The 24819-nt window shown below is 58.8% G+C and carries 27 protein-coding genes; 1 reads left to right on the top strand and 26 read right to left on the bottom strand.

Translation table 11 applies throughout. The features are described from left to right. Positions 1-144 precede the first annotated feature (144 nt). A complete protein-coding gene (locus ACR0K5_RS14775) occupies positions 145-927 on the top strand; it encodes a DeoR/GlpR family DNA-binding transcription regulator (RefSeq protein WP_480630414.1) in 783 nt (260 codons plus the stop codon). A 46-nt stretch (positions 928-973) separates the two neighbouring features. On the opposite strand, the gene ACR0K5_RS14770 is transcribed toward ACR0K5_RS14775, so the two are convergent. The 26 genes from ACR0K5_RS14770 to cobA form a co-directional block, all read right to left on the bottom strand. Further along, entirely contained in the window at positions 974-1699 is a 726-nt protein-coding gene (locus tag ACR0K5_RS14770) for a VPLPA-CTERM sorting domain-containing protein (RefSeq protein WP_480630413.1), read from the bottom strand. Between the two features lie 229 nt (positions 1700-1928). Next, a complete protein-coding gene (locus ACR0K5_RS14765) occupies positions 1929-2186 on the bottom strand; it encodes a hypothetical protein (protein ID WP_480630412.1) in 258 nt (85 codons plus the stop codon). Positions 2187-2199: 13 nt separating this feature from the next. Further along, positions 2200-2892, bottom strand: a complete 693-nt coding sequence (locus tag ACR0K5_RS14760; RefSeq protein WP_480630411.1) for a NapC/NirT family cytochrome c — start codon at positions 2890-2892, stop codon at positions 2200-2202. 29 nt (positions 2893-2921) lie between these two features. Further along, on the bottom strand, positions 2922-3359 hold the full coding sequence (locus ACR0K5_RS14755) for a nitrate reductase cytochrome c-type subunit (protein WP_480630410.1): 438 nt from the start codon (positions 3357-3359) through the stop codon (positions 2922-2924). A 12-nt stretch (positions 3360-3371) separates the two neighbouring features. Continuing rightward, positions 3372-4289, bottom strand: a complete 918-nt coding sequence (gene napH / locus ACR0K5_RS14750; RefSeq protein ID WP_480630409.1) for a quinol dehydrogenase ferredoxin subunit NapH — start codon at positions 4287-4289, stop codon at positions 3372-3374. Beyond that, positions 4286-5104, bottom strand: coding sequence for a ferredoxin-type protein NapG (gene napG, locus ACR0K5_RS14745; protein WP_480630408.1), 819 nt, complete (start codon positions 5102-5104; stop codon positions 4286-4288). Before napG ends, napH begins: the two co-directional genes overlap by 4 nt. A gap of 29 nt (positions 5105-5133) precedes the next feature. Continuing rightward, positions 5134-7626: a nitrate reductase catalytic subunit NapA gene (napA, locus tag ACR0K5_RS14740; RefSeq protein ID WP_480630407.1), complete on the bottom strand. Its 2493-nt coding sequence runs from the start codon at positions 7624-7626 to the stop codon at positions 5134-5136. After that, the gene (locus ACR0K5_RS14735) at positions 7623-7916 is read right to left on the bottom strand and encodes a chaperone NapD (RefSeq protein WP_480630406.1); all 294 of its coding nucleotides are present in this window, start codon (positions 7914-7916) and stop codon (positions 7623-7625) included. The genes napA and ACR0K5_RS14735 overlap by 4 nt, the downstream gene beginning before the upstream one ends. Further along, complete coding sequence (gene napF, locus ACR0K5_RS14730; protein WP_480630405.1) at positions 7913-8419, bottom strand: ferredoxin-type protein NapF; 507 nt, start codon at positions 8417-8419, stop codon at positions 7913-7915. Before napF ends, ACR0K5_RS14735 begins: the two co-directional genes overlap by 4 nt. A 139-nt stretch (positions 8420-8558) precedes the next feature. Further along, entirely contained in the window at positions 8559-9455 is an 897-nt protein-coding gene (locus ACR0K5_RS14725) for an FAD:protein FMN transferase (protein WP_480630404.1), read from the bottom strand. Beyond that, positions 9452-9967 carry a nitrous oxide reductase accessory protein NosL gene (locus ACR0K5_RS14720; protein ID WP_480630403.1) on the bottom strand — a complete coding sequence of 172 codons (516 nt, stop codon included), beginning with the start codon at positions 9965-9967 and terminating at the stop codon, positions 9452-9454. The genes ACR0K5_RS14725 and ACR0K5_RS14720 overlap by 4 nt, the downstream gene beginning before the upstream one ends. Further along, on the bottom strand, positions 9964-10785 hold the full coding sequence (locus ACR0K5_RS14715; protein ID WP_480630402.1) for an ABC transporter permease: 822 nt from the start codon (positions 10783-10785) through the stop codon (positions 9964-9966). Before ACR0K5_RS14715 ends, ACR0K5_RS14720 begins: the two co-directional genes overlap by 4 nt. Continuing rightward, positions 10782-11675, bottom strand: a complete 894-nt coding sequence (locus ACR0K5_RS14710; protein ID WP_480630401.1) for an ABC transporter ATP-binding protein — start codon at positions 11673-11675, stop codon at positions 10782-10784. The genes ACR0K5_RS14715 and ACR0K5_RS14710 overlap by 4 nt, the downstream gene beginning before the upstream one ends. Beyond that, on the bottom strand, positions 11650-12921 hold the full coding sequence (locus ACR0K5_RS14705) for a nitrous oxide reductase family maturation protein NosD (RefSeq protein ID WP_480630400.1): 1272 nt from the start codon (positions 12919-12921) through the stop codon (positions 11650-11652). The genes ACR0K5_RS14710 and ACR0K5_RS14705 overlap by 26 nt, the downstream gene beginning before the upstream one ends. 3 nt (positions 12922-12924) lie before the next feature. Continuing rightward, on the bottom strand, positions 12925-14832 hold the full coding sequence (nosZ, locus tag ACR0K5_RS14700) for a TAT-dependent nitrous-oxide reductase (protein ID WP_480630399.1): 1908 nt from the start codon (positions 14830-14832) through the stop codon (positions 12925-12927). Positions 14833-14848: 16 nt separating this feature from the next. Further along, a complete protein-coding gene (locus ACR0K5_RS14695; protein ID WP_480630448.1) occupies positions 14849-16972 on the bottom strand; it encodes a 4Fe-4S binding protein in 2124 nt (707 codons plus the stop codon). A 44-nt stretch (positions 16973-17016) separates the two neighbouring features. Beyond that, a complete protein-coding gene (locus ACR0K5_RS14690) occupies positions 17017-17481 on the bottom strand; it encodes a DUF2946 family protein (RefSeq protein WP_480630398.1) in 465 nt (154 codons plus the stop codon). A gap of 89 nt (positions 17482-17570) precedes the next feature. Next, entirely contained in the window at positions 17571-17834 is a 264-nt protein-coding gene (locus ACR0K5_RS14685) for a hypothetical protein (protein WP_480630397.1), read from the bottom strand. Further along, positions 17791-19344 carry a cytochrome D1 domain-containing protein gene (locus tag ACR0K5_RS14680; RefSeq protein WP_480630396.1) on the bottom strand — a complete coding sequence of 518 codons (1554 nt, stop codon included), beginning with the start codon at positions 19342-19344 and terminating at the stop codon, positions 17791-17793. The genes ACR0K5_RS14685 and ACR0K5_RS14680 overlap by 44 nt, the downstream gene beginning before the upstream one ends. Then, positions 19319-20533, bottom strand: a complete 1215-nt coding sequence (gene nirJ / locus ACR0K5_RS14675) for a heme d1 biosynthesis radical SAM protein NirJ (RefSeq protein WP_480630395.1) — start codon at positions 20531-20533, stop codon at positions 19319-19321. Before nirJ ends, ACR0K5_RS14680 begins: the two co-directional genes overlap by 26 nt. Before the next feature lie 3 nt (positions 20534-20536). After that, the gene (gene ahbB, locus ACR0K5_RS14670; protein ID WP_480630394.1) at positions 20537-21019 is read right to left on the bottom strand and encodes a siroheme decarboxylase subunit beta; all 483 of its coding nucleotides are present in this window, start codon (positions 21017-21019) and stop codon (positions 20537-20539) included. Continuing rightward, positions 21016-21465, bottom strand: a complete 450-nt coding sequence (locus tag ACR0K5_RS14665) for an Lrp/AsnC family transcriptional regulator (protein WP_480630393.1) — start codon at positions 21463-21465, stop codon at positions 21016-21018. Before ACR0K5_RS14665 ends, ahbB (ACR0K5_RS14670) begins: the two co-directional genes overlap by 4 nt. Continuing rightward, positions 21462-22451 carry a siroheme decarboxylase subunit beta gene (ahbB, locus tag ACR0K5_RS14660; RefSeq protein ID WP_480630392.1) on the bottom strand — a complete coding sequence of 330 codons (990 nt, stop codon included), beginning with the start codon at positions 22449-22451 and terminating at the stop codon, positions 21462-21464. Before ahbB (ACR0K5_RS14660) ends, ACR0K5_RS14665 begins: the two co-directional genes overlap by 4 nt. Positions 22452-22454: 3 nt before the next feature. Then, positions 22455-23600, bottom strand: a complete 1146-nt coding sequence (locus tag ACR0K5_RS14655; protein ID WP_480630391.1) for a cytochrome D1 domain-containing protein — start codon at positions 23598-23600, stop codon at positions 22455-22457. Then, positions 23597-23980 carry a c-type cytochrome gene (locus ACR0K5_RS14650; protein WP_480630390.1) on the bottom strand — a complete coding sequence of 128 codons (384 nt, stop codon included), beginning with the start codon at positions 23978-23980 and terminating at the stop codon, positions 23597-23599. The genes ACR0K5_RS14655 and ACR0K5_RS14650 overlap by 4 nt, the downstream gene beginning before the upstream one ends. After that, positions 23973-24734 carry a uroporphyrinogen-III C-methyltransferase gene (gene cobA / locus ACR0K5_RS14645; RefSeq protein WP_480630389.1) on the bottom strand — a complete coding sequence of 254 codons (762 nt, stop codon included), beginning with the start codon at positions 24732-24734 and terminating at the stop codon, positions 23973-23975. Before cobA ends, ACR0K5_RS14650 begins: the two co-directional genes overlap by 8 nt. Positions 24735-24819 lie beyond the last annotated feature (85 nt).

Below are 24819 nucleotides of genomic sequence, written 5' to 3'. Positions count from 1 at the left end.
ACTCACTGCAAATGCTACGAATTCATCAAAACCCTCAAAGCAACAGTAATCAACATTTACTTTGCAAAGATGTTGAATTTTGTCGCTTGAACGACGCCAAACTTACCTTTAGCCTAAGAAAATCAACAAATATCGCGGCGTTTGATGTCGAAATACGAGCAAGACATACTCAACACGGTAAACCTGTACGGGCGGATCTCGGTCATGGAACTGGCACGAATCCTGCAGGTTTCGGACCAGACCGTGCGACGAATCGTGAAGCCGATGGTCGCAAAAGGCAGCTTGTCCAAAGTGCATGGTGCATTGGTCAGCACGCAGAACGTACTGGATCCACCGTTTCTGGCCCGCATGACGCAGAACCGCGCCGCCAAGGTTGCGATTGCCGATGCTGTTGCCAGGCGGATACCTGACGGCTCGGCTATCGCCATCGACACTGGTTCGACCTCGGGCTTCATTGCTCAGGCCCTTCGGGTACGCAGAAACCTCACGGTGGTGACCAATTCGGCCTTCATCGCTGCTACGTTATCGATGGAAGAGGGCAACAGGGTCTTCATGGCAGGAACGCAATTGCGCAACCATGACGGAGCCGCATTTGACCGGGCAGCCTATGACGTCATTGCAGGGTTTTCGGCCCGAACCGCCATATTGTCAGCATCTCTGGTCCATCCCGGCAAAGGCTTCATGGTCTATGACCAATGCGAGGCCGATATGGCCCGCGCGATGACTGATATCGCTGACCAAATCTTCATGGCGGTTGATTCAACAAAATTCAACGAGGCGCAGACCAGCCCCGCACTACGCCTGCCTGGATTGACCCAGAATGACGTGCTCATCACTGACCGACAGCTTCCCGCCCCCTTTCGTTTCTTGCCCGGAGATGCCGAACTGGTGATAGCGGGTCCGAACAACGAAGCGTCAGGGGCGTAGGTGCCTGCAGACGAAGGGAAGGTTGAGCTGGATTTTGGTTTTCCGGTTAGGCAGTGCGAGCCCTACTGGCTTTTCGCCTGCGCAGCGCAGCCATCGTGCCCAACCCACCGATCAACAGCCAGCCGCTGGCTGGAAGCGGCACAGGAGCGGGTGTGGAAAAGTTCCCGGATTTACTGGCTGAGTTTGTTGCGTAGAGGGAACCAGTACTTGTGTTGGATATTACCCAAAATCTATGTGAGGCAGCGTTATTCAGAACACTTGGTGACGATACAATCGACGTACTGCCCAACGTGGCAAAGGGAAGGTCGGCGCTTAACCACATCTCGGACAAGCTTCGACCGTTTACAGAGCCATTGAACGTGGCTCCAAGGCTGCCTTTGGCCTGCAATACCTGCCCATTGTATCGTGGGGTTCCTTGATCGTCATAGACGCTAATGGTTGCATTCGAAAATGTTACTGTATCGCGGCCAAAAAGAATAGAACCTTGCACACCCCCGTATACTGAATATGCACCTCCGCCGGAGTAAGAAACCGTGTCGATTGGAGCGCTCGCGTTATCAAACGAGTATCGAACGGTAACGAGCTCGTTCGATCCGCTACCGAAACTGATGCCATTAACGTGTGTTGAAAACTCATGCGTGACGGTCAGCGCATTCGCTGGAAAGGATCCGAGGCAAACAAATGAAAGCAGTCCAAATACTGTTTTTGAAAGTTTTTTAACGAACATTTCCCAGACCCCAAAAACTCTTAACAACGTTAATAATCCTAACATGCATCAAGTCTCAAATTGTGTCAATATCTTGTAAGACACTGGAAATGTTCGAACTTCTATCCACCGGGTGCGTATTTACACAATAGACGGAACATCATTCCAATCCTGTATGTATGCCGCCGACCATGACAGTCACAAATGTAAATTCGTACATCGTCGCGTGGAACCGGGGGGTCACTTTAAGGCTCAAAAAAAGGCCCGGCAGGTGAACCCGCCAGGCCAGTCAGATTTAGGCCGTCGCGCCTTTAATGCGAATGGCGGTGCCCAGGCTGCCTGCGCAGACGCCGACGACGACGGCGATGATCAGGTCCAGCGGTTCCACATGTGTAAACTGGAAGCCCGCGAAAACCAGTGGTTCAAAAACCCCCACTGCACCGCCCATTGCCGCACCCAGCCACAGCTTGCGGGTCATCATGCCAAGGGCCAAACCAAGTATGCCAGGCAGGCTCAGGATGTTGCCGCCAATGGTTCCAAGTATCTCTAACATCTCCGCCCCCACATCAATTCGAGCTGTTGTTCAGGAAATCGCGGATGTCGTCGCCAGTGGCGGCTGCGTGTTCCTGCAGAACCTCACCTTCAATGGCCTCGCTAACCTTCTGGTACTCTTCCAGATAATTGGGCGGAAGGCTGTGCGCGATGCCCTGGTGACAATCGATGCAAGTCATACCGCTGTCGATGGCGCGCTGGTGTTCCGATGCGGCACGCGTTTCCTGAATGGTAAAGTCCATGTAGTCAAAGTTGTGGCAGTTGCGGCATTCGCGGCTGTCAGACGCTTTCATTTTCTTCCACACGGCAGAGGCCATCGCCAGACGGTGATCCTCGTATTTCTCGGGCGTGCTGATGGTGCCTGCCAGTTCGTGATAGACGTCTTTCACCGCCATGATCTTGGCTTTGATCTTATGGTTCCACTCATCCGGAACGTGGCAATCGGAACAGATTGCACGCACACCGGAGTGGTTGTTGTAGTGGATCGTCTCACGATATTCGCCCAGGTTCGTTTCCATCGTGTGACACGAGACACAGAATTCTTCCGTGTTGGTCAGTTCCAGGGTCCAGTGAAACCCACCCCAGAACAGGATACCTGCCAGAAAGCCAGCGAGGATCAGAAAGCCCGAGCTGAACATCACTGCCGGTGTCCAGATCGCGTTCCAGAGGCGACCAAGCAAGCCGCGTTTTTCAGGGGAGTCTGCCATGTCGGTGCTCCTTTCAGTCTTGCGTTGGATCAGTTGCCGGCGGAGGGCTGGAACACGTTATCGACCAGCGGCGGAGCGTCAGCCTGCGGAACGTGACACTGGTTGCAGAAATACCGGGTTCCGGCGATCTTATCCAGCTCGTTGCCATCGCGATCCAGATAGTGGGTCATCGACAGGGTCGGTGCGTTGCGCTCGCCCGCTTTGGTCCAGTCATGGCAGGTCAGGCATTGGTTGGTTCGAATATCGATCTGGTATTGTTCTACCGAATGCGGGATCAATGGCGGCTGTTGGCGATAATTGCGCTGCTGCCGGCCTTCGACGTTGCGGTGGATTTGATCCAGCGGCACAGGCTCGTCAACTTCGGCGCCGCGCAGGGATTCAACCTGTGCGGACTGGGCAAGGGCCCATCCACTCAGCAGTAATACGGGTAGAAGGGCAATTCCGCCTGTAACGATTGTTTTTTTCATCTTGGCACTCCCCTAGATAGGTCTGGCGGCGCGCGGCTCAGGCGCGGCAACTGGATCGGAAGGTTGGACGATGTGATCGTCGAACCGGTGAGTAAAGTTAAAAACGTCGACTGCGCAGACATCGATGCAACGCCCGCAATTGGTACAGTCGGGTGAAAGGATCAGTGGTGTGGTCCCCGGCTTGCCTTTCAGCGCGGGTGAGATCACCTGGTTTTCCGGGCAGACCGCATAGCAATCCATGCAATCGTCACAGGCGGCGCGATTTGTGGCGCTGACCCGCAGCAGGCTTTTTGACCCGATCAGACCATAAAACGCTCCGACGGGGCACAGATGTCCGCACCATCCGTGGCGCGAGACGAAAACGTCAAAGACGAAGATGGACGCGATCATGGCCCAGACAAAGCCCATGCCGAAAACCAGCCCGCGATGCAGCATGGTGATCGGGTTGATCAGTTCCCACGCGATTACGCCGCTCAGGCCCGAGACAAGCAGGACGGCTGCAAGGATCCACAGGCGGGTGCCGCGCTTGGGTTGCCAGCCTTTCGGCAGGTCCAACTTGCGGTGCAGCCAGTTGGCCGCATCCGTCACCGGATTGATGGGACAAACCCAGGAACAATAGACCCGACCGCCAATCAGCGCATAGGCCGCCAGAACGATCACCCCACCGATAAGCGCCGTCATCTCGGGCCAGTGACCCGCGACGAAGCTTTGCAACAAGATGAACGGATCGGTTAAAGGCAACACGCCCAGCGTCAGTGACCCGGCCAGAGTGCCTTCAACAATCCAGATGCCGAACCACGGGCCCAGTAGAAACAGAACCAGAAAGAACACCTGACTTGCGCGACGCAACAGCAGGTATCGATGTGCGCCAATCCAGCCTTTGCTGGCGACAGCTTCCTGACCGACGGGCATATGTGTGCGGGTGCTCATTGTCCGACCCCCGGCAAATCATATCCCGGGGCAAACCCGCCCGGCGTGACAAGATTGTCAGTGCCCGGTCCAGGCAAACGGTCGGGCAGATCGATGATCCCCTCAACCACCGGCGCGCCCTTGGCAGCCTTTTCTTCCCAGCCCTTACGGTAATGCTCTGCCGAACTGCCACGCGCCAGCCGGGTAGGCAAAACCTTGATGGCGGCCTCGGGCAGAACACAGCTTTTTTCGCACATGCCACAACCGGTACAGCGGTCGGCATGTACAGTGGGAATAAACAACGCATGGTGCCCCGACCGGGTATTATGCGCGGTTTCCAATGTGATCGCCTCGTCAATGACGGGGCAAACGCGATAACAGACGTCGCAACGCAGGCCGAGGAAATTCAGACAGTTTTCCTGATCGACAAGCACAGCAACACCCATCTCGGCATCGTCGATATTGTCCAGGCCAGGGTCCAATGCACCGGTCGGACATGCGGCGACACACGGAATGTCGTCGCACATTTCGCAGGGAATATCCCGGGCGGTGAAATACGGCGTTCCCGTCGCCACCGCATCCGACCCAAGTTCGGCCAGTTTCAGGGTATCGTAAGGGCAGTCCCGCACGCACAAACCGCAGCGGATGCAGGCCGACAGGAACTCCTTCTCCGGCAATGCACCGGGAGGGCGCAAGGCTTCGGCGGGCAGGGCGCGGGCGTCGCGGGCCAGATAGGCCAGCACCGTCCCGGCGACCACGCAGCCGCCTGCCGCCCGCGCCGAGTCCTGCAGGAACCGGCGCCGCTGCGGCGAGAGGGGTTTATCGACAAGAGACATGGGAAACGACCCGTACGATCCTTAGCTGGTTACGCGCGCTCGACCTTGCAGGCGCACTTCTTGAAGTCGGTCTCTTTCGACAGCGGGCAGGTCGCGTCCAACGTCAGCTTGTTGGTCAGCTGGTGCTCATCGAACCACGGCATAAAGACCAGACCGCGCGGCACCTTGTTCCGGCCCCGGGTTTCAACCCGGCTGGTGACTTCGCCGCGACGGGTGGACAGAACAATCTCCTGACCTCGGCGCAAACCGCGATCCTTGGCGTCCTGCGGGTGCATGTAAACCACGGCAGCCGGATAGGCGCGGTGCAGCTCTGGTACCCGGCGAGTCATCGAACCTGAATGCCAGTGCTCCAGTACGCGACCGGTGCACAGCCACAGATCGAATTCCGCATCCGGCTCCTCTGCGGCCGGTTCATATGGCGCGAAGATGATCTTGGCCTTACCATCCTTGTGGCCATAGAACTCAACACCAGCGCCCTCGGACACGTAGGGGTCATAACCTTCGCGGAAACGATAGAGCGTTTCCTTGCCGTCGACGACCGGCCAGCGCAGGCCACGAGCCTGGTGATAGGTTTCAAACGGTGCCAGATCGTGTGCATGGCCGCGTCCGAATTCTGCATATTCCTCGAACAGACCCTTCTGAACGTAGAAGCCGAAATGCTCGGATTCGTCGTTGTCAAAGCCCTCGGCGGTTTCCGATAGCGGGAACTTGTCGACGCTGCCATTGGCGAACAGAACGTCGTACATGGTCTTGCCACGATGTTCCGGCATGGTAGCCAGCAACTCTTCACCCCAGACCTCTTCGACGGTGAAGCGTTTCGAGAACTCCATCACCTGCCAGACGTCCGACTTGGCCTCGCCCGGAGCTTTCACCTGCTGGCGCCAGAACTGGGTGCGGCGCTCGGCGTTGCCGTAGGCGCCTTCCTTTTCGACCCACATGGCGGTCGGCAGGATCAGGTCAGCAGAAACCGCAGTAACGGTCGGATAAGGGTCCGAAACAGTGATGAAGTTTTCCGGGTTGCGATAACCTGGATAGCCTTCTTCGTTGATGTTCGGCGCGGCCTGCATGTTGTTGGTGCACTGAACCCAATAGGCGTTCAGATCGCCGTCTTTCAGCTTGCGGTGTTGCAGCACGGCGTGGAAGCCTGGCTTGGGTGGAATGGTGCCGGCAGGCACGTTCCAGGCAGTCTCGCAGATCTCACGGTGCTTGTCGTTCATCACCACCATGTCCGCAGGCAGACGGTGGGCGAATGTGCCAACCTCGCGCGCGGTGCCACAGGCCGATGGCTGACCGGTCAGCGAGAAGGGCGAGTTTCCGGGTTCCGAAATTTTGCCGACCAACAGGTGCACGTTGTACATCAGCGAGTTCACCCACGACCCGCGGGTGTGCTGGTTAAAGCCCATGGTCCACAGGCTCATGACCTTGCGGTTCGGGTCGGCGTATTGCTTGGCCAGACGTTCCAGTTTGTCCGCCGGTACACCGGACAGTTCCGAAGTGTATTCCAGCGTGTATTCCGAAACGGCCTCGGCATATTCTTCGAAGCTGATCGGTTCCATCTTGCCCGAGTTCGGATTTTCAGCCTCTTGTTGCAGCGGGTTGTTGTCCCGCAGGCCATAGCCGATATCAGTTGCCGTTTTGGTGATGTTGACGTGGTTTTTGACGAACTCTTCGTTCACCGCGCCATTCTGGATGATGTAGTTCGCGATATAGTTCAGGATCGCCAGATCGGTCTGCGGCGCAAAGACCATGCCATTGTCGGCCAGCTCGAACGAGCGGTGCTCGTAGGTCGACAGAACATGAACTTCCGAGCCGGGCTTGGTCAGGCGGGTATCGGTCAGGCGTGACCACAGGATGGGGTGCATCTCGGCCATGTTCGAGCCCCACAGCACGAAAGTGTCGGCGTGCTCGAAGTCGTCATAGCAACCCATCGGCTCATCGATGCCGAAGGTGCGCATAAAGCCAACCACAGCCGAGGCCATACAGTGACGCGCGTTGGGGTCAATGTTGTTCGACCGGAAGCCAGCTTTCATCATCTTGGCAGCGGCATAGCCTTCCCAGACTGTCCACTGGCCTGAACCGAACATGCCCACGCTGGTCGGGCCTTTCTTGGCCAGGGCCTCTTTCCACTTGGCGGCCATCACGTCAAAGGCTTCGTCCCAGCTGACCGGCTCGAATTCGCCATTCTTGTCATATACGCCATTGGTCTTGCGCAGCAGCGGCGTTGTCAGGCGGTCCTTGCCATACATGATCTTGGACAGGAAATAGCCCTTGATGCAGTTCAGGCCCCGGTTCACCGGCGCGTCAGGATCGCCCTGAGTGGCGACTACGCGGCCATCTTTGGTGCCGACCAGAACAGAACAGCCTGTACCGCAGAATCGGCAGGCGGCCTTGTCCCAGCGAATGTCAGGTGCGGCGGCCTGAGCGTTGGCCTGACCTGCGGCCATGGGGATGCCCGCAGCCGAGGCAGTAGCGGCAGCTGCGGACGCTTTCAGGAATGTACGACGGGATTCAGATATGGTCATTGCATGGGCCTCCTGCTGGACGGTTGGCTTGGAGCATCAGGACGCGGAGCTTTCTCCGCGAGATCTTCGAAATGGTGATAAGTCAGTGACAGTGAGATCACGCCAGGGATCTGGTGCAGATCCATAATGGTGTCCGAGGCCAACCGGTCGGCTGTATCCTCGACAACCACCACGAACCGGCCATCCTCGGCTTCGGCATGAAGCTCGACGCCTTGGGTGCCGGTCATCGCCGCGCGTGCGGCGTCGGTGTGATCGGGGGCGATGTGGACTAGACAGCCACAGATATTCATTGGGTCACCTCCGGGTGTTGTGGGGCGGGGCGGTGCATCGCGATGGCCCCGGCAGGGCAGGCGGCGGAACAACTGCCGCATCCGATGCAGGTTTCAGTTTCAAGCGCCGGTTCAGCGCGTCCGCCCAGTTGCAGGCGAAAGCGGATGGCATCCTGCTCGCAGTTGTCCTGACACAGGCGGCAGCTCACCCCGTTCATCGACAGGCAGCTTGCGGCGTCGATCCGAGCGCGCCATGGCCACTCGGCCACACGCTCGGGCAACAATGCCGGTGTTGGACAGGCTTCTGCGCAGTCACCACACATTGTGCAGCCGCCTGCGGAAAGGTCCAGAACAGGAAAACCGCTGTCGTCGAATGTGATGATGTCTTCCGGGCAGGCCCCGGCGCAGTCTTCGCAACGCGTGCACAGATCGCTGAAGCCAGTTGCGACTGCTCCCGGCGGGCGGATCGCATCGTGGTCCTCCCGCAGGACACGCGCGCTCAGAAAAGCGCGTCTGCTCGTCATCTGGCTCATAGCTGGCGACTCGAATTTGGATAGATAGGTTCGCGTCTCTACTTCCTAGCGGTCTGAAACCGCGCACGATTTGACCTATATCATATTTTTTGAGAATTTTTCTGATCGGTCTGAGAATTGTGATCCATTGTCATACATTCAACTCGACACGGGCTTCGGGGAAGCGCCCTGCGATCTTATTCGCTTTGTCGGCAGATGCCGCGCAAATCGCCGTGGACAGCCCATCTGCAATTGCCGCTTCCGGGGCGGAAACCGAAACGGTTCTGTCGCGGCTTGCAGGTCCATCCGGGGTAATGATGTGTCCGAATCCCTGGCTAAGCTGAGTCGCCAGCGAAGACGATGTCGCAACGGCCCGGTCGCGCAATGCGATCCGCTTCAGAACCGTCTGATCCGGCGCTGCCAAACCGACTTTCCAAGGCGTACCATCGCCCCGTGCACCCACGGCAGCAACCTCGCCCATATCAACCAGAATGTCGCGCAGACCGAAGTCGCGCAGCAATGCAGCGATCCTATCCGTGATCGCGCCCTGCGCAATGCCGTTCAATGTCAGGGCCGACTGGCCGGGCACGGAAAGACGCACGACCGAAGCGTCGAAGGATACCTGTTCCCAGCCTATCACTTGCTGAATTTCAACCAAATCTTCAGGACGTGCCCCAGTGGCCAAAGCGTACCACAGAGGTTGAATGCTTGGATCAAATGCTCCGTCCGAGGCCTGATGCAGCGCTGAACACAGGCTCAGCACGTTCAACATTTCAGGAGCGGGCGCTGTCAGAACTCCGTCGCGATTCAACCGGCTGAGCTGCGACTGAGGGCGGTACAGGCTAAAGATGTCCTCCAGCCGGGCAACCTCCGTCTCAACGGCGGCAATGACAGGTGCGGCTTCAGCATCCGTCAGCCCGACCAACCGCAGGCTTGCGGCGGCACCCAGCGCAGTGCCCTGCCAGCGCGCGTCAGAGGCCGCAGCCGGTGTGGCCGCAGCACAAGCGGCTGAGATGATCAGAAATCGGCGGCGGGACAGGGCGGTCATACGGGGGTCTCCAACGGCAGTTCAAGATCGACAGGGCCGAGCACTTCGGTATCCGGGATGTCAGGCAGACTCAATGGGGTTCCGCCGTAGATCTTAATGAAGGCCTGGGCATCAGCAGGATCGGCAAATGGCACCACTTCGCGCGCGCCCATGCCGCCAGCCACATTGGCGCCAACAACAAAAGTCGCGCCCTCGGCCGCGATCCAGTTCGAGATACCCGGTTGTCGCCAACTTGGCGCGACGCCCATATCGCTGACATAGACAGCGGTGATGTCGGCATCACGTTCGGGGCTTTTGAGGTATGCCACCATGTCGCGTACCTGCGCAAAGAACAGGGGTGCGGGATACCCCTCCAGATGGATCTGGCCCTTGGGGCCGCCGTGCTCGGCTATGTTCATCTGGCAGAAAAAGCTCAGCGCATCGGGGGTCAGATCGACCGGATCGGGGGCCTCGGCGACCTCTTCCTTGCAAGCGGTCAACGCGATCAACGCGATCAGGGCGAGGTGTTTCATGGCTCGACCCTCCGGAATGCCAACCGCGCAAGAGCAAAGCCTATGACCGGCCAGATCAACAAAGAGGCAGGCGCGGCCCAGACTGGCAGGGCCTGCGCGGCCCCGGTCATGCCTGATGCCATTGCCACGCCTTCAGTCGCAGCGATGTTCCACAGTCGGAATGCGTCGGCCGGGTTGGCTACCATCACCCATGGAAAGACGGATTGGGTGAATGTGCCGCCCTTGTCCATGACGACAGCCCCCAACAGGCCCAGATCATAGAGGACGACAAAGACCAGCCAAAGCCCGGCCGACAGACCTGCCGCCGCTGTAGCGCCCCTCGCCAGAGCGGACAGCAGGTATCCCAGCGCCAGAAACACGGCGCCCAACAGAATCGAGGTGAGGATGAGGCGGACCAAAGCCATCAGGCTTTCCGGCCCGGCACCACCAAAGAAGGCGGCCACTGCACCTGCAGTGCCAAAGCCTATGGTCATGGCAAATGCGAGTGCTGCAAGGTGTGCGGTGAACTTGCCCAGCAGGATTTCTCCTCGCCCGGCCGGGTAGGACAACAGCAGCGACAGGCTGCCCCGGTCCACATCTCCCGCGATGGCGTCGAATGAGATCATCAGCGCCAGAAGGGGCGCGAGGTAGACCGACAGAGTGGTCATTGATGCGACCGAGACGGTCAGCATATCAACGCCCAACGTACCGGTTGGTGCGCTACCCGCAAAGGTCAGCGCCAAAGCGAACAGCACCATGATCAGCGTGGCGACCAGCAGCCAGCGGTTGCGGCGCAGGATCAGCATTTCGGTTCGGGTGATGGCGAGGAAGCGGGTCATTGAATTCCCTCCTGTGCGTAGTGGCGATACAGGTCTTCCAGCTTGGGCGGCGTCATTTCCACATCCGCCACCGCGTCGCCCAGCCCGGCAATGCGGCGCAGGGCCTCCATCTTGTCGTCGGGGCTGCAGAGCAGTTCAACTGACGCGCCGTTTATCCGGTTGCCGCCCAGTTCGGCGGCCAGGGCATCGACGTTTGCGCTTGCGCGCACCTTCAGGCGGATTGGCAGACCCGCCAGCGCCGAGAGGTTGTTTAACGTGTCATCGGCGACCATCCGGCCTTTGCGCATGATAGCAATGCGGTCGGTGCGCGCCTCAACTTCAGTCAACGCATGAGACGCGATCAGAACGGCGGTGCCCTGCGCCGCCAGCTCGTCGATAATGGCGTAAAGGTCCTGGCGCGAGATCGGGTCCAGCCCGCTTGTCGGTTCGTCCAGAAGCGCCACTTTCGGCTGACCCAGCAGCACCTGCGCCAGACCCAGACGTTGCCGCATGCCTTTGGAATAGGTTCCGATCCGACGGTCCAAGGCGTCGCTCAAACCAACACGCTCCAGCAGGCCGGGTACATCCGCCTTGGTGCCGGACAATTTGGCAAACAGCGTTAACTGCTCGCGCCCGGTCAGGGCTGGGTGAAACGACACCGCTTCGGGCAGATAGGACGTTTCGCGACGTGCCTGCGCGCTGCCGGGAGTGGCATCTCCGATTCGAATGGCTCCGCCGTGGATTGGCGTCAGGCCGAGGATGGATTTGATCAGGGTCGACTTGCCCGCGCCGTTGTGGCCCAGCAGCGCAACGCGCTGACCGGGGGCAAGAGACAGGGTGATATCGTCAAGAACGCGGGTCTTCCCGCGGTCCTTTGAGACATGGTCAATTGACAGGGCCTTGTCCGTCATGAGGCACCTTTTTCATAGCTGGGGGTTCAGGGGCTTGCATCAGTGGGTTGCTGTCCATCACGCCGCCCGGCAGCAGGGCCGGGAAGGCGGATTGAGACCAGCGCACCAGTTGCACGGCAGGGGAGCCGAGCAGGAGTTTGGCTGAGGGTTGGGTCCACAGCACATGGTCCATACTGTCATTGGGGCGATATGGGGCGTCGGCGATACCGTTGCCATCCACATCATAGGCGGCGAAGTCGGACCAGTAATTGCCGCGCCCGTCTTCGGACCACTCGACCCATTTGGTCGAGACGTATTTTACCTGCGTCCGGTTGCCGATGAATGAATTTCCGACAATGCGGTTGCGTTCGCTGCCGGCGGTAAAGTGGATGCCGATGCCGCATCCCTGGAACCAGTTGTCGGTGAATTCGTTCTTGTTGGAGTTATAGAGGAAGGTGCATTTTTCCTTTGCACCTTTCACCACGTTGCCGGTGATAACGCTTTTGTTGGCGTAGTTCAGCATAACGCCATGCTCACGGTCACTGATCGAGACATTGTTGGCCACCCGCACATTGGTCGTGAACATCACTGCATAGCCCAGATCGTTGCCGATCGAGATGTTGTCGCTGACGACAGAGTCGTCGGCATACATATAGTGCACGGCAAATCGCAGATCGCGGAACAGATTGCCGGTGAAGGTGTTTTTCTTGGACGAGTTCACAAAGATCCCGTCACGCCCATAGCGGATGTCGTTTCCTTCAACCACCGCACCCGGCGCGTTCCAGACATAGACGCCATTGCCGCGGTCATTCATCCGCTGGTCCTGGCGACCTTCGATCCGGTTACCACGGACGATGCTGTCCTTGGCACCATGAATGTCGACACCATAGAGATTGCCCAGCAGCACATTATCCTCAACCACCGGCGCTTTTGCCGTTTTGGTCAGCTGGATACCGCTGTCGATCCCGTCATGGCTTGAACCCGAGCCGATCACTGTCAGACCGCGTACGATCACGCCCGGTCCGGTCACGGTGATGACGCTGCCTGCGCCTTGTCCGTCGATGGTGGCCTGTCCCAGCCCGTCAATCGTGACGGGCCGGTCCAGCACAAGCGTTTCGGTGTAGACACCGGGGCTCAGGCGGAGGGTGTCGCCATCCGCCGCCTGCGCCAGTGTTTCATTGATGGCCCCCGCCCGGTTGGGCACATCCCAGTCCGCCGCCCAAAGGGGCGAGCCGAGCAGGAGCGGTATGAGCAGGGACCAGCGCATGGGTTATGCTCCCTGCGGTTCGACCAGCATCCGGCCGCGCATTTCCATGTGCAGCGCGTGGCAGAACCACTGGCAATAGAACCAGTGTACGCCCGGACGGTCAGCGGTGAAGGTGACCGAGGCGGTTGCCAACGGTGCAACTTCCATTGCGATGCCATAGTTACCCAGGCAGAAGCCGTGGGTCACGTCGTCCACGTCATCCAGGTTGGTGATATAAACCGTCACCTCGTCACCCTGTTTGACGGTGAACTTCTCGAGGCTGAAGGTTGGGGCTTGCGAAGTCATGTAGACCCGCACCTTGTTGCCGTCCCGGATCGGTTCCTCGGCGCCTTCTTCCAGATCGATGCCATCGGCTTCGGCCTGTTTGCGGGCGTCTTCCCAAGTGACGTCGTTGCGGTCCCAGACGTTGACCGGGTTGACGATGTCGCTGCGAACGATGATCGAGTCATGCGGTTCGGCAAAGGTCGGGCCGTCGTGAACCACCTTCATCTCATCGGACGAGATATCGATCAGCTGCTCGTTCTCGGGCTTCAGCGGACCCACGTTCAGGAAGCGGTCTTTCGAGAACTTGTTCATCGAAATCAGCCACTTGCCATCGGCGTCCTTGGTTTCACCCATGGAGGTCGAGTTGTGACCCGGCTGATAATGCACATCGACCTTCGAGATGATCGGGTCGACGTCAGCACCACCGTACGCTTCGATTGCTTTATCGATGTTCCACTTCACGATCTGGCTGTCGAGGAACAGCGTAGTGAACGCGTTGCCCTGACCGTCATATGCGGTGTGAAGCGGGCCAAGACCCAGCTGCGGCTCGCCCACGATGCAGGACCGCGGATCGGCATCGCTTTCGAACAGGGCGTCCAGCTTGGTGACGTCCATGATCGATACGGTCGGCGACAGCTTGCCGTTGATGCAGACATGCTTGCCGTCAGGCGCGGTATTGATGCCGTGCGGCGAGTTCGGGATCGGGATGTAACGGGTGTATTTCTTGTTCTGACCCTTACGGCCGTCCAGAACCTTGACACCTTTCAGCTCCTGATAATCGCCGGCTTCGATGCCTTTTTCGATTTCCGCGAGGTTGAAAACAACGACGTGGTCCAGCTCGTTCTCGGTCATCTCGGCCAGGTTCATACCCATTTCCGAGTTGTACGAGGTCGAATAGGCGTACTTACCCTGATAGTCGCAGTCGGTGTTGTCGAGGTTCCCCGACACGATCACCTGCCACGCCACTTCCATGGTGTCGCCGTCCAGCGCGGTGAAGATGTTCACGTATTGCGACGGATCATCCAGAACGCTGCCATCGTTGACCAGCGGTGTTTCATCTTCGCCGTTGGCAAAGACATAACCAGTGCGCGGGAATTTCTGCGGACGCAGACCGTGGATCGCCTTGGCGTTCGGGATCTCAGTGATCTTGTCGCATTTCATCACGTCGCAGCGCACGCGGGCAACACGGGTGTTGGCCTTGTCGTTCATGAACAGATAGCGGCCATCATAGGTGCCATCGGTGAACGACATGTGCGGGTGGTGAAGGTCGCCGTTGTCATAGGTTTTCATGCCGCGCTTGGCGAGGAATTCCTTGGTTTCCGGCAGCAGACCGTCGGTCATGATCTTCAGCGACTCGTTGGTCTGACCCCAGCCGGTGGCCGAGCAGCGGTTGAATACCGGCACTCGCATCAGCTCGCGCATGGACGGGAAGCCCAGGATGCGCAGTTCGCCGGTCTGACCCGAGGACCAGAAGCCATAGTATTCGTCCAATTCACCGGGTTCGAGATTGGCATTCGCCGCAGCGCTGGCCTGTTTCGCGGTCATCAGGGTCGAGCCCAGACCGGTCCCTGCCAGCACGGCACCTGTGGCGGTGGCGCCTAGCATCCCGCGGCGGGTGATGTTCAGTTTGTTGTCTTGTTCCGACATGATCGTTCCTCCTTTTTTAGGAAACGGATTGCGGTTTGGCGTTCGGATGGTTCGCCGGTGGTTGTCCGAGTGGGGTCTTCATCTGGACCGACCCCGTCTTGGCCCGCCGCTTCAGCTGGCGGATAACGACGGGACATTTGTCCTCGGACTGGTAGAGCACCTGACAATGCAGGCAGGTGACGCACTCGTTCGGATTGATCTCACCGGTTGGATGGATCGCCTGAACGGGGCATTCGTTGGCGCAGGTCTGACAGGGGGCGCCGCAATCCTTGTAGCGGCGCAGCCAGTCGAACATGCGGATACGGGCGGGGATCGCCAACGCTCCGCCCAGCGGGCAGAGGTAGCGGCAGTAGAACCGTTCGATGAACAGCCCAATCCCCAGAAGGAGCAGCGCAAAGACCACAAACGGCCAGTCACGCATGAATTTCAGAATAATCGCGGTCTTGAACGGCTCAATCTCGGCGTATTTTTCTGCCAGTGGGATTGAGACAAAGCTCAGACCGAAGAGGCCGAGAAAAATCATGTATTTTGCGGGCCACAGCCGTTCGTTCAGACCCCAGGGCAGAGTCCATTGCGGAACTTTCAGCGCGCGCGCAACCTTGTTGGTCAACTCCTGCAGCGCCCCAAACGGGCACAACCAGCCGCAATAGGCTCCACGACCCCAGAACAGCAGGGCGGCGGCCACGGCAAACCATTGAATAAAGACCAGCGGGTCCAGCAGGAAAGCATCCCATGAGAAGCCCGTGCGCAGACTGCCCGCCAACGCCATCAGGTTCACGACGCTCAACTGAGCATTGGCGTACCAGCCGATGAAGAACAGTGTCATGGTCAGGTAGCCGATGCGGAACCAGTAGAAGACACGTGCATTCATCGTCGCGTGGAACTGGAAGAAGAAGGTTGCCGTCAGCACCAGCAGCATGACGCCAAGGACACCGATCTCGACGGTACGGTCTCTCCAGATACGCTGCCACAGGGCGGCTTTGGCCGCCGCTTCTCCGGTTGCGTCGTCCACTACAGCCGGGGCGGTGACGGGCAGCAGATACTGCTCGGGCAGCTTGTAGCCCAGATCGAAGGTCAGAAAGGTTTTCTCAACCGCCCCAACGGCCCGCTGCACCAGCAGTTGCAGGCGGAACGGTTCAGCCGGGTCAAACTCGGCCTCAGCGGGGATTTTGAAGATGTCCAGTTCGGTGAAACTCGGCGCATCAGGGGCCGCGACTTTGCCCAGCCGCTCTTGCTGCTTGTCAAAGAAGCGGACCGAGTTGTCGCCCTGGATCAGCTGAATGCGGTCAAAAATGCCGCCGCGTACATAGCCCGAGCCTTTGAAGCTATAGGCCCCACGGCCCAGCACCAGAATGGCCTGTTCGCCTTCGTCCAGACGGTTCACCAGATTCTGGTATTCAGCTTCACCCAGCAGCGACTTGCCAATCGATGGGACCGAGACCAGCGCCATATGCATGTCGATGAAGGTGTCATCAGGCTCGCCCGGTTCGGGGCGTTTGATGGCACGCTGATCGCCGGTTGCCTCAAAGGCGGCATTGACCTGTCCTACATCCAGCGTCAGCCGTCGGATAGAGCCGTCACCTGATAGGGTCGACCAGTCATATATGGCGTTCTTCGCCATATCGATTTCGCGCTTTGGTCCATCAGCCTGCAACGGGGACAACCCCCCCAAACCCAGCGCACGCGCCACCTTGATGCCGCCACGCACAAGGCTGTCGTCGATCACCATGATCGTGACGGTCGCGCCTGAGATAATGTCGAGGTCGTGCCCCTCGCCCCCGGTTTCGGCTTCAACCTTCAGGTCGAGCCCGGCGTAGCCTTCGGTCAGTTCAACCATGCGGGAATTGGGGATGCCGATCAGCACGATGGGTTCGGAATGCTTGACCAGTTGTACCCCGGTCAGCACCGCATCTTCATCTATAGCGGCAACCACGTGGATGGGTTTTCCTGAATAACCCGTCGTGCCGACAAAGTCAGAAGTCAGGAAGGCCCAAGCAATGGTCTCGCCGCCTTTCAGCACAGGGGCGACTTTCACGTCGTCCCGTACCGGACCAAAAGCATCCGCGCCGGGGGCCAGATCGGCAGGTTCAATGTCGGGCAGGAAACTGGCCAGGCTGTCGGCATGGGCGCTGATCGCCATCAGGCAGGACAGAGTGAAAGCCAGCAGGAAATGGATTGCGCGACTTACGACCACGGCGCACCTCCGATTACTTGGGTGAACGCCATGGACGCGCGCGGGGCGCGTTCAGATTCTTCGTGGGTCGCAAACGGGGGCCCTCGGGTTTCGGGCCACAGTCGCTTTGAGTTGTACAAAGTACACAGATCCCTGTTTGCAACAGGTACAATCTGTGCATTTTCGGCGCGTGCCAGCAGCGGCAGGTCGGGCAGCGGTGCTGCCGCGGTCACCGCGCATAGCGCGCAGTCGGCGCATTTCGGACAGGGCGCGGTCGGGTCATCGGTGCCTTCTTCAAGGTCCACTTCGACCCAGACCGCCCCTGCCTCCGAGCAGATCTCAATCCACATGCTATCCCCGGGACTCGCCAGCACCGGGCCAAGCATTTGCAAAAGCAACAGGAATATGCCCACCAATCCGCACACCGCGCGGGACACGCGATCAAACAGGTTATGCGGAGGGCGGAAGGCAGGCATTGAGAATCCAACTCGGCAAGCTTTCCCGAACCCTATGGGATTCTCTCAGGCGGAGACTTGACTTAGGTCAGGTGCCTGAAAAATTGCACCTATTCGTCGGCCTCGTCCATCAATCTGCGCACCCACCGGCCAGCCAGCCAAGTTGCTGGAATTCCCAGTGGAATCGACCACAGGATTGCGGGAACCGGTTCAATTGCGCCGAACCCGGCGCTGTGCAGGATCAGGCCAAGCAAAAACAGGTTGATGGCCACGGTCAGCGCCGTGGCCGGGTACAGCAAAACAGCCAGTTTCCAGACCGGCCATTTATCCTCAGTGGCTGGTTCCTTCTGAGAAGGTGATCTTGTTCCAGACATTGTATTTCCCCGAAGGTTTGCGCATTGGCAGGCGGCGGACCTCTTCCAGCGTCTGCGCGTCATAAACGATCACCGCGCCGTCATCTTCCCAAATCGAAACCAAAGCGTGACTGCCGTCCTTGGTAAACTCCACATGGGCCACGGTTTTTCCGGGAGCGGGGCGCAGAGTCTTTACGATTTCAAGGCTTTGCTTATCGATGACGTGCATGGCGTCCTTATTGGGACCAAAGAAAACATCCGCCCAGACATAAGGCGAATTCTCATGGCTGCGCATGAAGAACCCCGGGCCTTCGGTCTTGATCCGTTTGACGGTTTCCCAGGTTTCCATGTCGATCACCGAAACGGTGCCATCGGTCAGGTGTGGCGTCGCCATCACGGATGTATCGCCATGCTTCCATGTGATGCCCGAACCCAGGTGTGGCATCCCCGGCAGATCCAGATCGGCCACCTTGTGCCCAATCACCAGATCAATCACTTGCCCGCCCTTGCCATCGCGGGACGCCCCCATGACATATTCATAGCTCTGGTCGAAAAAGAAATCGTCGAGATAGTCAGGCGTGGTGATCTTGCGCACAGGGAAAGGGTCGGGGTTCTTGAATTGGCCTTCGATGCGGAAATCATGACCCAGCCCGAATTGTGGCGGGTTGGCTCCGTAGAACACTTCCCAAATCTCGGGCACGTCCTTCAGCGCCAGAACAAAGCTCTCACGCGGGGGGGCTTGGTACACGGCTGAAACGCGGCTTGGGTTGCCTTTTTTGCTTTTGACTTCAATCACCTTTGCAACTGAAAGGTCATCGGTCGACAGCAATGTCAGGCTGTTGGGCAAATAATTCGCCACCGCCACCCATTTGCCGTCACCTGACATCGCGATATTGCGGCTGTTCAGGCCCGCGCGTACGCGCCCTACCTGTTTTAGCGCCCAAATATCATACTTCTGAACCCAACCGTCGCGGGACATGATAAAGACGTACCGTCCGTCCGGGCTGAACTTCGGTCCGCCATGAACGGCGAATGGCGTTTCAAAACGATCCAGCACCTCGAATGTGTCACCGTCCAGAACGCTGACATGGTGATCCCCGGTCTCGACGGCCAGAGTGATGTTCATCGGGTCGCTGGACCAGACGGGCGCATCCACCGGCACATATTCCTCGTCCAGAATTCGGCTGGCCATAATATCGGTCTCGCCCCACTCAGGGTCGGATTCCAATGGCGATTTTAACCAGCCCGCCAATTCTTCGATTTGCAGAGCGTCCAGCTCATGAGAGAAGGCAGGCATTTGTGTCGCTGCGCGCCCTTCGGCAATCACTGCGGCAACTCGGGGCCCGCGCATGCGTTTGAGTGTCTCTGGGATCAGTGCAGGGCCAACTCCGCCAAGCCGGTTCTCACCGTGGCAAGAGGCGCAGTGTTCGGCATAGTCCGCCTGGGCGTCCGCCCAGGCGGTTCCCGCCAGTAACACGGAGCACAAAGTACCGAATGTGAATGTCTTAAAAGAATTGATGCGCCGGATCATGGCTTTTCCCTCGGAACGGTGTGACCTGCAGGCGCTCTCCTGCGTCATCCACACCGATTTCTTCGTTTGACAGGTAACAGGCTGGGTCTTCGGCCCATGGGTCACCGGTCAACTGCAAGGCACGGATGCGAGTATTGCCGCCGCAAACGTCCTTCAACTCGCAGGCACCACAGCGTCCCTTCAGCGGGCGTGGGCGCGTGCGGAGCATGGCAAGCATCGGATCATCGCTGGTCCAGAGTTCGGAAAACGTTTTGGTTTTTACATTACCGACCGTGTAATCGGACCAATATGTGTCCGGATGGACCCGGCCAAGATTGTCGATGTTTGCGACGCCCAAACCGCTGGAATTTCCACCCCATGCGGCCAGATGTTCGCGCACATGTGCGGCTTTTTCGGCGTCGAAATGCGCGCGAATCCAGTTCAGGAAATACCCCGCGTCGGCGTCATTGTTTCCTGTCACGATATCCAGCGGGCGGCCGCCCGAAGCGGCTTCCCACGCACGCTCCAGCAATAGATCCAGGCCTTTGCGAGTACGCTGATGTTCGGCATCTTCACCCCGGTTCTTATCGCCGCGCCCGGCGTAGACAAGGTGAGACAGGTAGAACTTGTCGACGCCTTCATCATCACAGAGTTGCAGCAAGTCAGGCAAATGATGCTGTGTGCCTTCGGTCAGACAGAACCGCAGGCCGACCTTGATACCGCGTTTCTTGCATTCGCGCACGCCGCGCAGGGCGTCGGCAAAGGCGCCTTCGACGCCACGGAACCAGTCATTCGTGGCCCCAATCCCGTCCAGCGAGATGCCGACATAGTTGAAGCCCACGTCAGCAATCATGTCAGCGGTTTCGTCATATATCCGTGTACCATTGGTCGACAATGCCAGCATTGGTACCAGTTCGCGTGCGCGTGTCGCGATGTCAAAGAAATCGAACCGGTCCAACGGTTCCCCACCCGAGAGGATCAGGGCCGGGACGCGAAACTGGCCCAGATCCTCAAGGGTTACCATGGCTTGCTCATGGCTGAGCTCACCCGGGAACGCGACATCCGCCGAGACGGTGTAGCAATGGCGGCACTTCAGGTTACAACGCCGAGTCAGATTCCAGATCACAACCGGCTTTACCGGACCGGGGCGGCGTTTGCGCACCGGCGTCGGTTTAACCAACTGGTGCATGTATTCGGTCAGGCGGAACATGTCTCAGCCTTTCTGCTTCAGGCGCAAACCGGTTTTTTTCAGAATGCGCGTGGAATAAAGGATATCTTTGGCCCGGCAGGCCTTACCCAGGATCGTGGCGATTTCGGCCCGTTTTTCTTCTACCTCGGCCTTGTCGACGCCGTGCACCATAGCGAACAGGTTGTACGGCCAGTCTGGCAATGCCCGGGGGCGTTCGTAGCAATGGGTCACGAAGGGCAGGGCACCGATCTGTGCGCCCAGCTTGGTGACGCTGGTATCTTCTACATCCCAGACCGTCATGCCGTTCGAGGCCATGCCGAGTTTGTAGTGATTGGGAGCGGCAGCAATGCGGCGGATCACACCGCGCGCTTTGAGAGATGACAGCTTCTCAAGAAGGTCAGCTTCCTGCAACCCCAGATCATTGGCAACCTGAGCGTACGGGGTCGGGGTCAGGGGCAACCCCCCCTGCAGCGCCTCGATTATCTGTCTGTCTGTTGCGTCGATCATGCCGCCACCCGGAAGCCTATGAAGAATTCCTGAAGTTTGGGGAAACAGAGAACCGTAATCCCCGTTTCCCGTTCAATGGCATCGGCAGCGGCCTGAATCCCCTCGGGTGTTTCGGTGGCCAGCACGAACCACATGTTCAGCCGGTGCGTGCGTTCATAATTATGCGCCACCTCGGGATGCGCATTGACTTTGGTCAGGACGGTCTCGAAATTCTCGGCTGGAACGGCCATGGCGCAAAGGCAGAAGGCCCCGCCCATGGCGGCAGCGTCGAAAAACGGACCGAAGCGCGTGATAACGCGGTCTTCCTTCATGCGCGTCAGGCGCGACAGCAATTCGGCCTCGGGCAGGCCAAGCTCTTCTGCCACCGCGGCGTAAGGATGCGAAGTCAGTGGCAGATCGTCCTGCATACGATTCAGAATTGCTCGGTCAGTTTGGTCCAGCGTCATGCGGCGACCTCCTTGGCCTTTATTAGCGCACCGGTTTGCTTGAAGCAGCGGGTTGAAAACAGGACCTTGTTTCGTGCTCCGGCCAGTTCGGGCAGTGCAACTGCACCGGCCAAAATATCCAAAGCCTCGTTTCGGGCACGGGCGTGGATCATGGAATACAGGCGATAGGGCCAGACATCAGGAACCGGATTACGCTCATAACACAAAGTCACTCCGGGGAAGGCGGCCAAAGCGGGACCGGCGGTGTCAATCTGCTCTGCTGGCAAATCCCAGACCACCATCGCATTGGCTGACCAGCCAAGCGCCCGGTGACGTACGATGACGCCAAGACGCGAAATTATTCCGGCTGCATGCAAAGCAACGACCCGCTCCATCACGTCGGCAGCATCCCTGTTCAACGAACGGGCCAGAGCCGCGTAAGGTTCCGTGACCAGCGTCAACCCGGAACTCAGCGTCTGCAGCAGGCAACGATCACCTTCGCGCATCACCGATGCATCGACCTTTCGCGCTGTGGGCACGTTTTTGATGCCGCCGGTCATGCGAAAACCAAGATCCACGTTAAAAGGGCGTACCAGCCGCAAATCCAGCACTTGCAATCCTGTGGACCGACTGATCCGCGCAAGGGTATCATTGACATGCGCTCGATCCGGCCCTGTCGCAACAAACCAGAGGTTCCACGCATCTTCGCGTTGATAATTGTGATTTACGCCGGGTTCAGCGTCGATCAGCGCAGCGACCTCCTCCAACCGATCTTCCGGAGCCGACACGGCAGCCAGAGTGCTGGCCGTTACCGCGCCGGGCGTGATGGTTGCACCAACTCGTGTGATGCGGCCTGTGGCGCGCATCCGGGACAGGCGATGGATAACTTCGGCTTCGTCCAGCCCGAGTGCGTTTCCGAGAACCTGAAACGGTCGTTCGGTGACCGGAAAATCGCGTTGAAACTCATCCAGAAGACGGCGGTCGATCGGGTCCGTAATATGTTGCATCCGTTACAGCCCTGTTCTGTGGGCGCGAGCAGTGAAGAAAATGCCCGACGGGCTATCTGCATCGATCTCGCGCAGTTTTTCAAAGCTATGCGTGTCGTAAACCATGACTTTGTTGGCGTCGCGTACGCTGATCCAAACCTCATGCCCGCGCGGTGTGAACTCCATGTGCAATACGGCCGGGCCGGGTTTGAATTCGTGGATGATCTCTTTGCTGACGCTGTCGATCACCTGAATCGTATCGTTCAGCGGATGGGCGAAATTCACCCAAACTTGTCGCCCGTCAGGGCGTGCCATGGCAAAGACCGGCTGGCCATGGGTCTTGGTGCGTCCGGTTTCGGTCAGGGTGTCCGCGTCGATCCAGAGAACCTCGTGATGGCCAACGGCGGGCAGAACAAACTCGCTCCCAGTCAGCGCCCAGCCTTCCAGATGGGGCATCTTGTAGACGGGCATTTCTTCCTGCCCACGCCCGTAATCGGGCAGTACACGGATCGGTTCGGGGGTTTCGGACCACAGATCAAGCGCGGTCAGGCCGTCCTCGCCGAACAGACCGGTAATGTAGGTACGGCCGTTGGCGGTAATCAGCGCGTCATAGGGGTTCTTGCCCATGTCAGGGATCTTGGTGATCTCTGGTGCACCCTTTGCGAAATCGGCAATCCAGGTTTCGCCTGTGTCCCACATCGTGAAAACGAAACGCCGGCCCGGCGCATCGACCAGACCGATGGTTTTGCTGTCGGTCGGGATGTCTGCGACCATTTCCAGGGTGTCCGCATCAAACACGCGAACGCCACCGGGTTCATAATTCGACACAGCCACAAGCGTACCATCGTCCGAGATCGCACCACCAATGGCGTTACCGGCCTGCACAACGCGGTTCACAATCTGACGGGTCACGATATCGACCTTGGTCAACCCGCCGTCGCGGCCAAAGACGTAAGCAAAGCGTTCATCGGGTGAATAGACCAGAGAAGCATGAGACAGGTCGCCCAATCCCTCGATACGGGCCAGAGCTGCACGGTCGGACTGATCTACCAGCAGAACCGAGCCCTTGGCGCGTTCGATGACGAGGCCAAGGTCGCCTGTCGCGGTAGGTTCAGCCTGAGCTGTGGTCATCATCAGTGTGGCCGCCAGACCAAGGATGAAATGTTTCATTGTGCCTCCTGTTCCAGCAGGTAACGGGCAATCCACTCGGCCTCTTCTTCGCTGATCAGGGGCCGCCAAGGGGGCATCGCCGTGTCAGGGATGCCGTCGAGGATGACGCTGGTCAAAACGTCCGCGTCGTAATGTTCAAGTGTCTCACTGCGCAGGTCGGGGCCGAGACCACCTTTCAGGGACAAGCCGTGACAGGAGCCGCAATCCTGATGCACAAGTCTTTTCAGGGTATCGGGGTCGATGACATCAGCCGCGAAAGCGGAGGTCGCGGCCAGAACCGCGATGGTCAGACTGGTTCGCGCCGCCCATCCCGAGCGCGCCGGCGTCCTTTCCGCCCGCGTTGGGCTAATTCCTCGCTCTCTTTTTCCGAGCTTAGCCATGGGCCTGTTCCAGTATCTCTGCCACAGGCCGTTCGGCATAGAGCGAAACCACTTTGCCGATAATAAACAGCGTTGGCGCCTTCAGCTCGGCAGCACGTACATCCGTGGACAGCTGGTCAAGCCGCGACACAAGACGTCGCTCTTCAGGTGTTGTGGCTTTGCCCACTGCCAGAACCGGCGTCGATCCTGGCAGGTTTTCGGTCATCAAGCCCATGGCGATCTGACCTATGTTGGCAACGCCCATGTACACCACCAGCGTCGAGTCCGGATCGGCCAGACGTTTCCAGTCCAAATCCAGCACCTTGTCTGCCTGCCGATGCCCGGTGACATATTGTACCGATGTCGCCAGTCCGCGATGGGTCAGCGGGACACCCGTCGAACAAGATGCCCCCTGGGCTGCCGTAATGCCCGGCGCGTATTCCACGGCAACACCGCGGGCCACCAGGTAAGCAGCCTCTTCCGAGCCGCGACCAAAGATCATGGGATCGCCGCCTTTCAGCCGGGCAACCCTGTGACCTGCGCTGGCCTCTTCGAGCAGAATTTCGTTGATGCGGTCCTGCGGGACGGTGTGGCATTTGGGGGCTTTGCCGACAGGGATCAGCCGCGCGCCTTCCGCGTGCAAATTCAGAATGTCGGCGGACACCAGCCGGTCATAAACCACGACATCTGCTTCTTGCAGCATCCGCAGTGCGCGCAGGGTCATCAGTTCGGGATCGCCGGGGCCTGCGCCAATCAGAAAAACCTTACCGCTCATGTGCAAACTCGCTTGGTCTGAAAGTCTTCGAAACCCGGCATCTCCACGCAGATCCGCTGCGTTTGCATGACGTTGCTGGGTGAGC

The organism is Ruegeria sp. AB9 (genome assembly GCF_056542585.1).
The sequence above is the reverse complement of the archived record's forward strand: the minus strand, read 5'-3'. Positions and strand labels throughout refer to the sequence as shown.

Coding starts and splice junctions, on each gene's coding strand:
- ACR0K5_RS14775 (WP_480630414.1), top strand. CDS start 145: ATGTCGAAATACGAGCAAGACATACTCAACACGGTAAACCTGTACGGG.
- ACR0K5_RS14770 (WP_480630413.1), bottom strand. CDS start 1,699: ATGTTAGGATTATTAACGTTGTTAAGAGTTTTTGGGGTCTGGGAAATG.
- ACR0K5_RS14765 (WP_480630412.1), bottom strand. CDS start 2,186: ATGTTAGAGATACTTGGAACCATTGGCGGCAACATCCTGAGCCTGCCT.
- ACR0K5_RS14760 (WP_480630411.1), bottom strand. CDS start 2,892: ATGGCAGACTCCCCTGAAAAACGCGGCTTGCTTGGTCGCCTCTGGAAC.
- ACR0K5_RS14755 (WP_480630410.1), bottom strand. CDS start 3,359: ATGAAAAAAACAATCGTTACAGGCGGAATTGCCCTTCTACCCGTATTA.
- napH (WP_480630409.1), bottom strand. CDS start 4,289: ATGAGCACCCGCACACATATGCCCGTCGGTCAGGAAGCTGTCGCCAGC.
- napG (WP_480630408.1), bottom strand. CDS start 5,104: ATGTCTCTTGTCGATAAACCCCTCTCGCCGCAGCGGCGCCGGTTCCTG.
- napA (WP_480630407.1), bottom strand. CDS start 7,626: ATGACCATATCTGAATCCCGTCGTACATTCCTGAAAGCGTCCGCAGCT.
- ACR0K5_RS14735 (WP_480630406.1), bottom strand. CDS start 7,916: ATGAATATCTGTGGCTGTCTAGTCCACATCGCCCCCGATCACACCGAC.
- napF (WP_480630405.1), bottom strand. CDS start 8,419: ATGACGAGCAGACGCGCTTTTCTGAGCGCGCGTGTCCTGCGGGAGGAC.
- ACR0K5_RS14725 (WP_480630404.1), bottom strand. CDS start 9,455: ATGACCGCCCTGTCCCGCCGCCGATTTCTGATCATCTCAGCCGCTTGT.
- ACR0K5_RS14720 (WP_480630403.1), bottom strand. CDS start 9,967: ATGAAACACCTCGCCCTGATCGCGTTGATCGCGTTGACCGCTTGCAAG.
- ACR0K5_RS14715 (WP_480630402.1), bottom strand. CDS start 10,785: ATGACCCGCTTCCTCGCCATCACCCGAACCGAAATGCTGATCCTGCGC.
- ACR0K5_RS14710 (WP_480630401.1), bottom strand. CDS start 11,675: ATGACGGACAAGGCCCTGTCAATTGACCATGTCTCAAAGGACCGCGGG.
- ACR0K5_RS14705 (WP_480630400.1), bottom strand. CDS start 12,921: ATGCGCTGGTCCCTGCTCATACCGCTCCTGCTCGGCTCGCCCCTTTGG.
- nosZ (WP_480630399.1), bottom strand. CDS start 14,832: ATGTCGGAACAAGACAACAAACTGAACATCACCCGCCGCGGGATGCTA.
- ACR0K5_RS14695 (WP_480630448.1), bottom strand. CDS start 16,972: ATGGCGATCAGCGCCCATGCCGACAGCCTGGCCAGTTTCCTGCCCGAC.
- ACR0K5_RS14690 (WP_480630398.1), bottom strand. CDS start 17,481: ATGCCTGCCTTCCGCCCTCCGCATAACCTGTTTGATCGCGTGTCCCGC.
- ACR0K5_RS14685 (WP_480630397.1), bottom strand. CDS start 17,834: ATGTCTGGAACAAGATCACCTTCTCAGAAGGAACCAGCCACTGAGGAT.
- ACR0K5_RS14680 (WP_480630396.1), bottom strand. CDS start 19,344: ATGATCCGGCGCATCAATTCTTTTAAGACATTCACATTCGGTACTTTG.
- nirJ (WP_480630395.1), bottom strand. CDS start 20,533: ATGTTCCGCCTGACCGAATACATGCACCAGTTGGTTAAACCGACGCCG.
- ahbB (WP_480630394.1), bottom strand. CDS start 21,019: ATGATCGACGCAACAGACAGACAGATAATCGAGGCGCTGCAGGGGGGG.
- ACR0K5_RS14665 (WP_480630393.1), bottom strand. CDS start 21,465: ATGACGCTGGACCAAACTGACCGAGCAATTCTGAATCGTATGCAGGAC.
- ahbB (WP_480630392.1), bottom strand. CDS start 22,451: ATGCAACATATTACGGACCCGATCGACCGCCGTCTTCTGGATGAGTTT.
- ACR0K5_RS14655 (WP_480630391.1), bottom strand. CDS start 23,600: ATGAAACATTTCATCCTTGGTCTGGCGGCCACACTGATGATGACCACA.
- ACR0K5_RS14650 (WP_480630390.1), bottom strand. CDS start 23,980: ATGGCTAAGCTCGGAAAAAGAGAGCGAGGAATTAGCCCAACGCGGGCG.
- cobA (WP_480630389.1), bottom strand. CDS start 24,734: ATGAGCGGTAAGGTTTTTCTGATTGGCGCAGGCCCCGGCGATCCCGAA.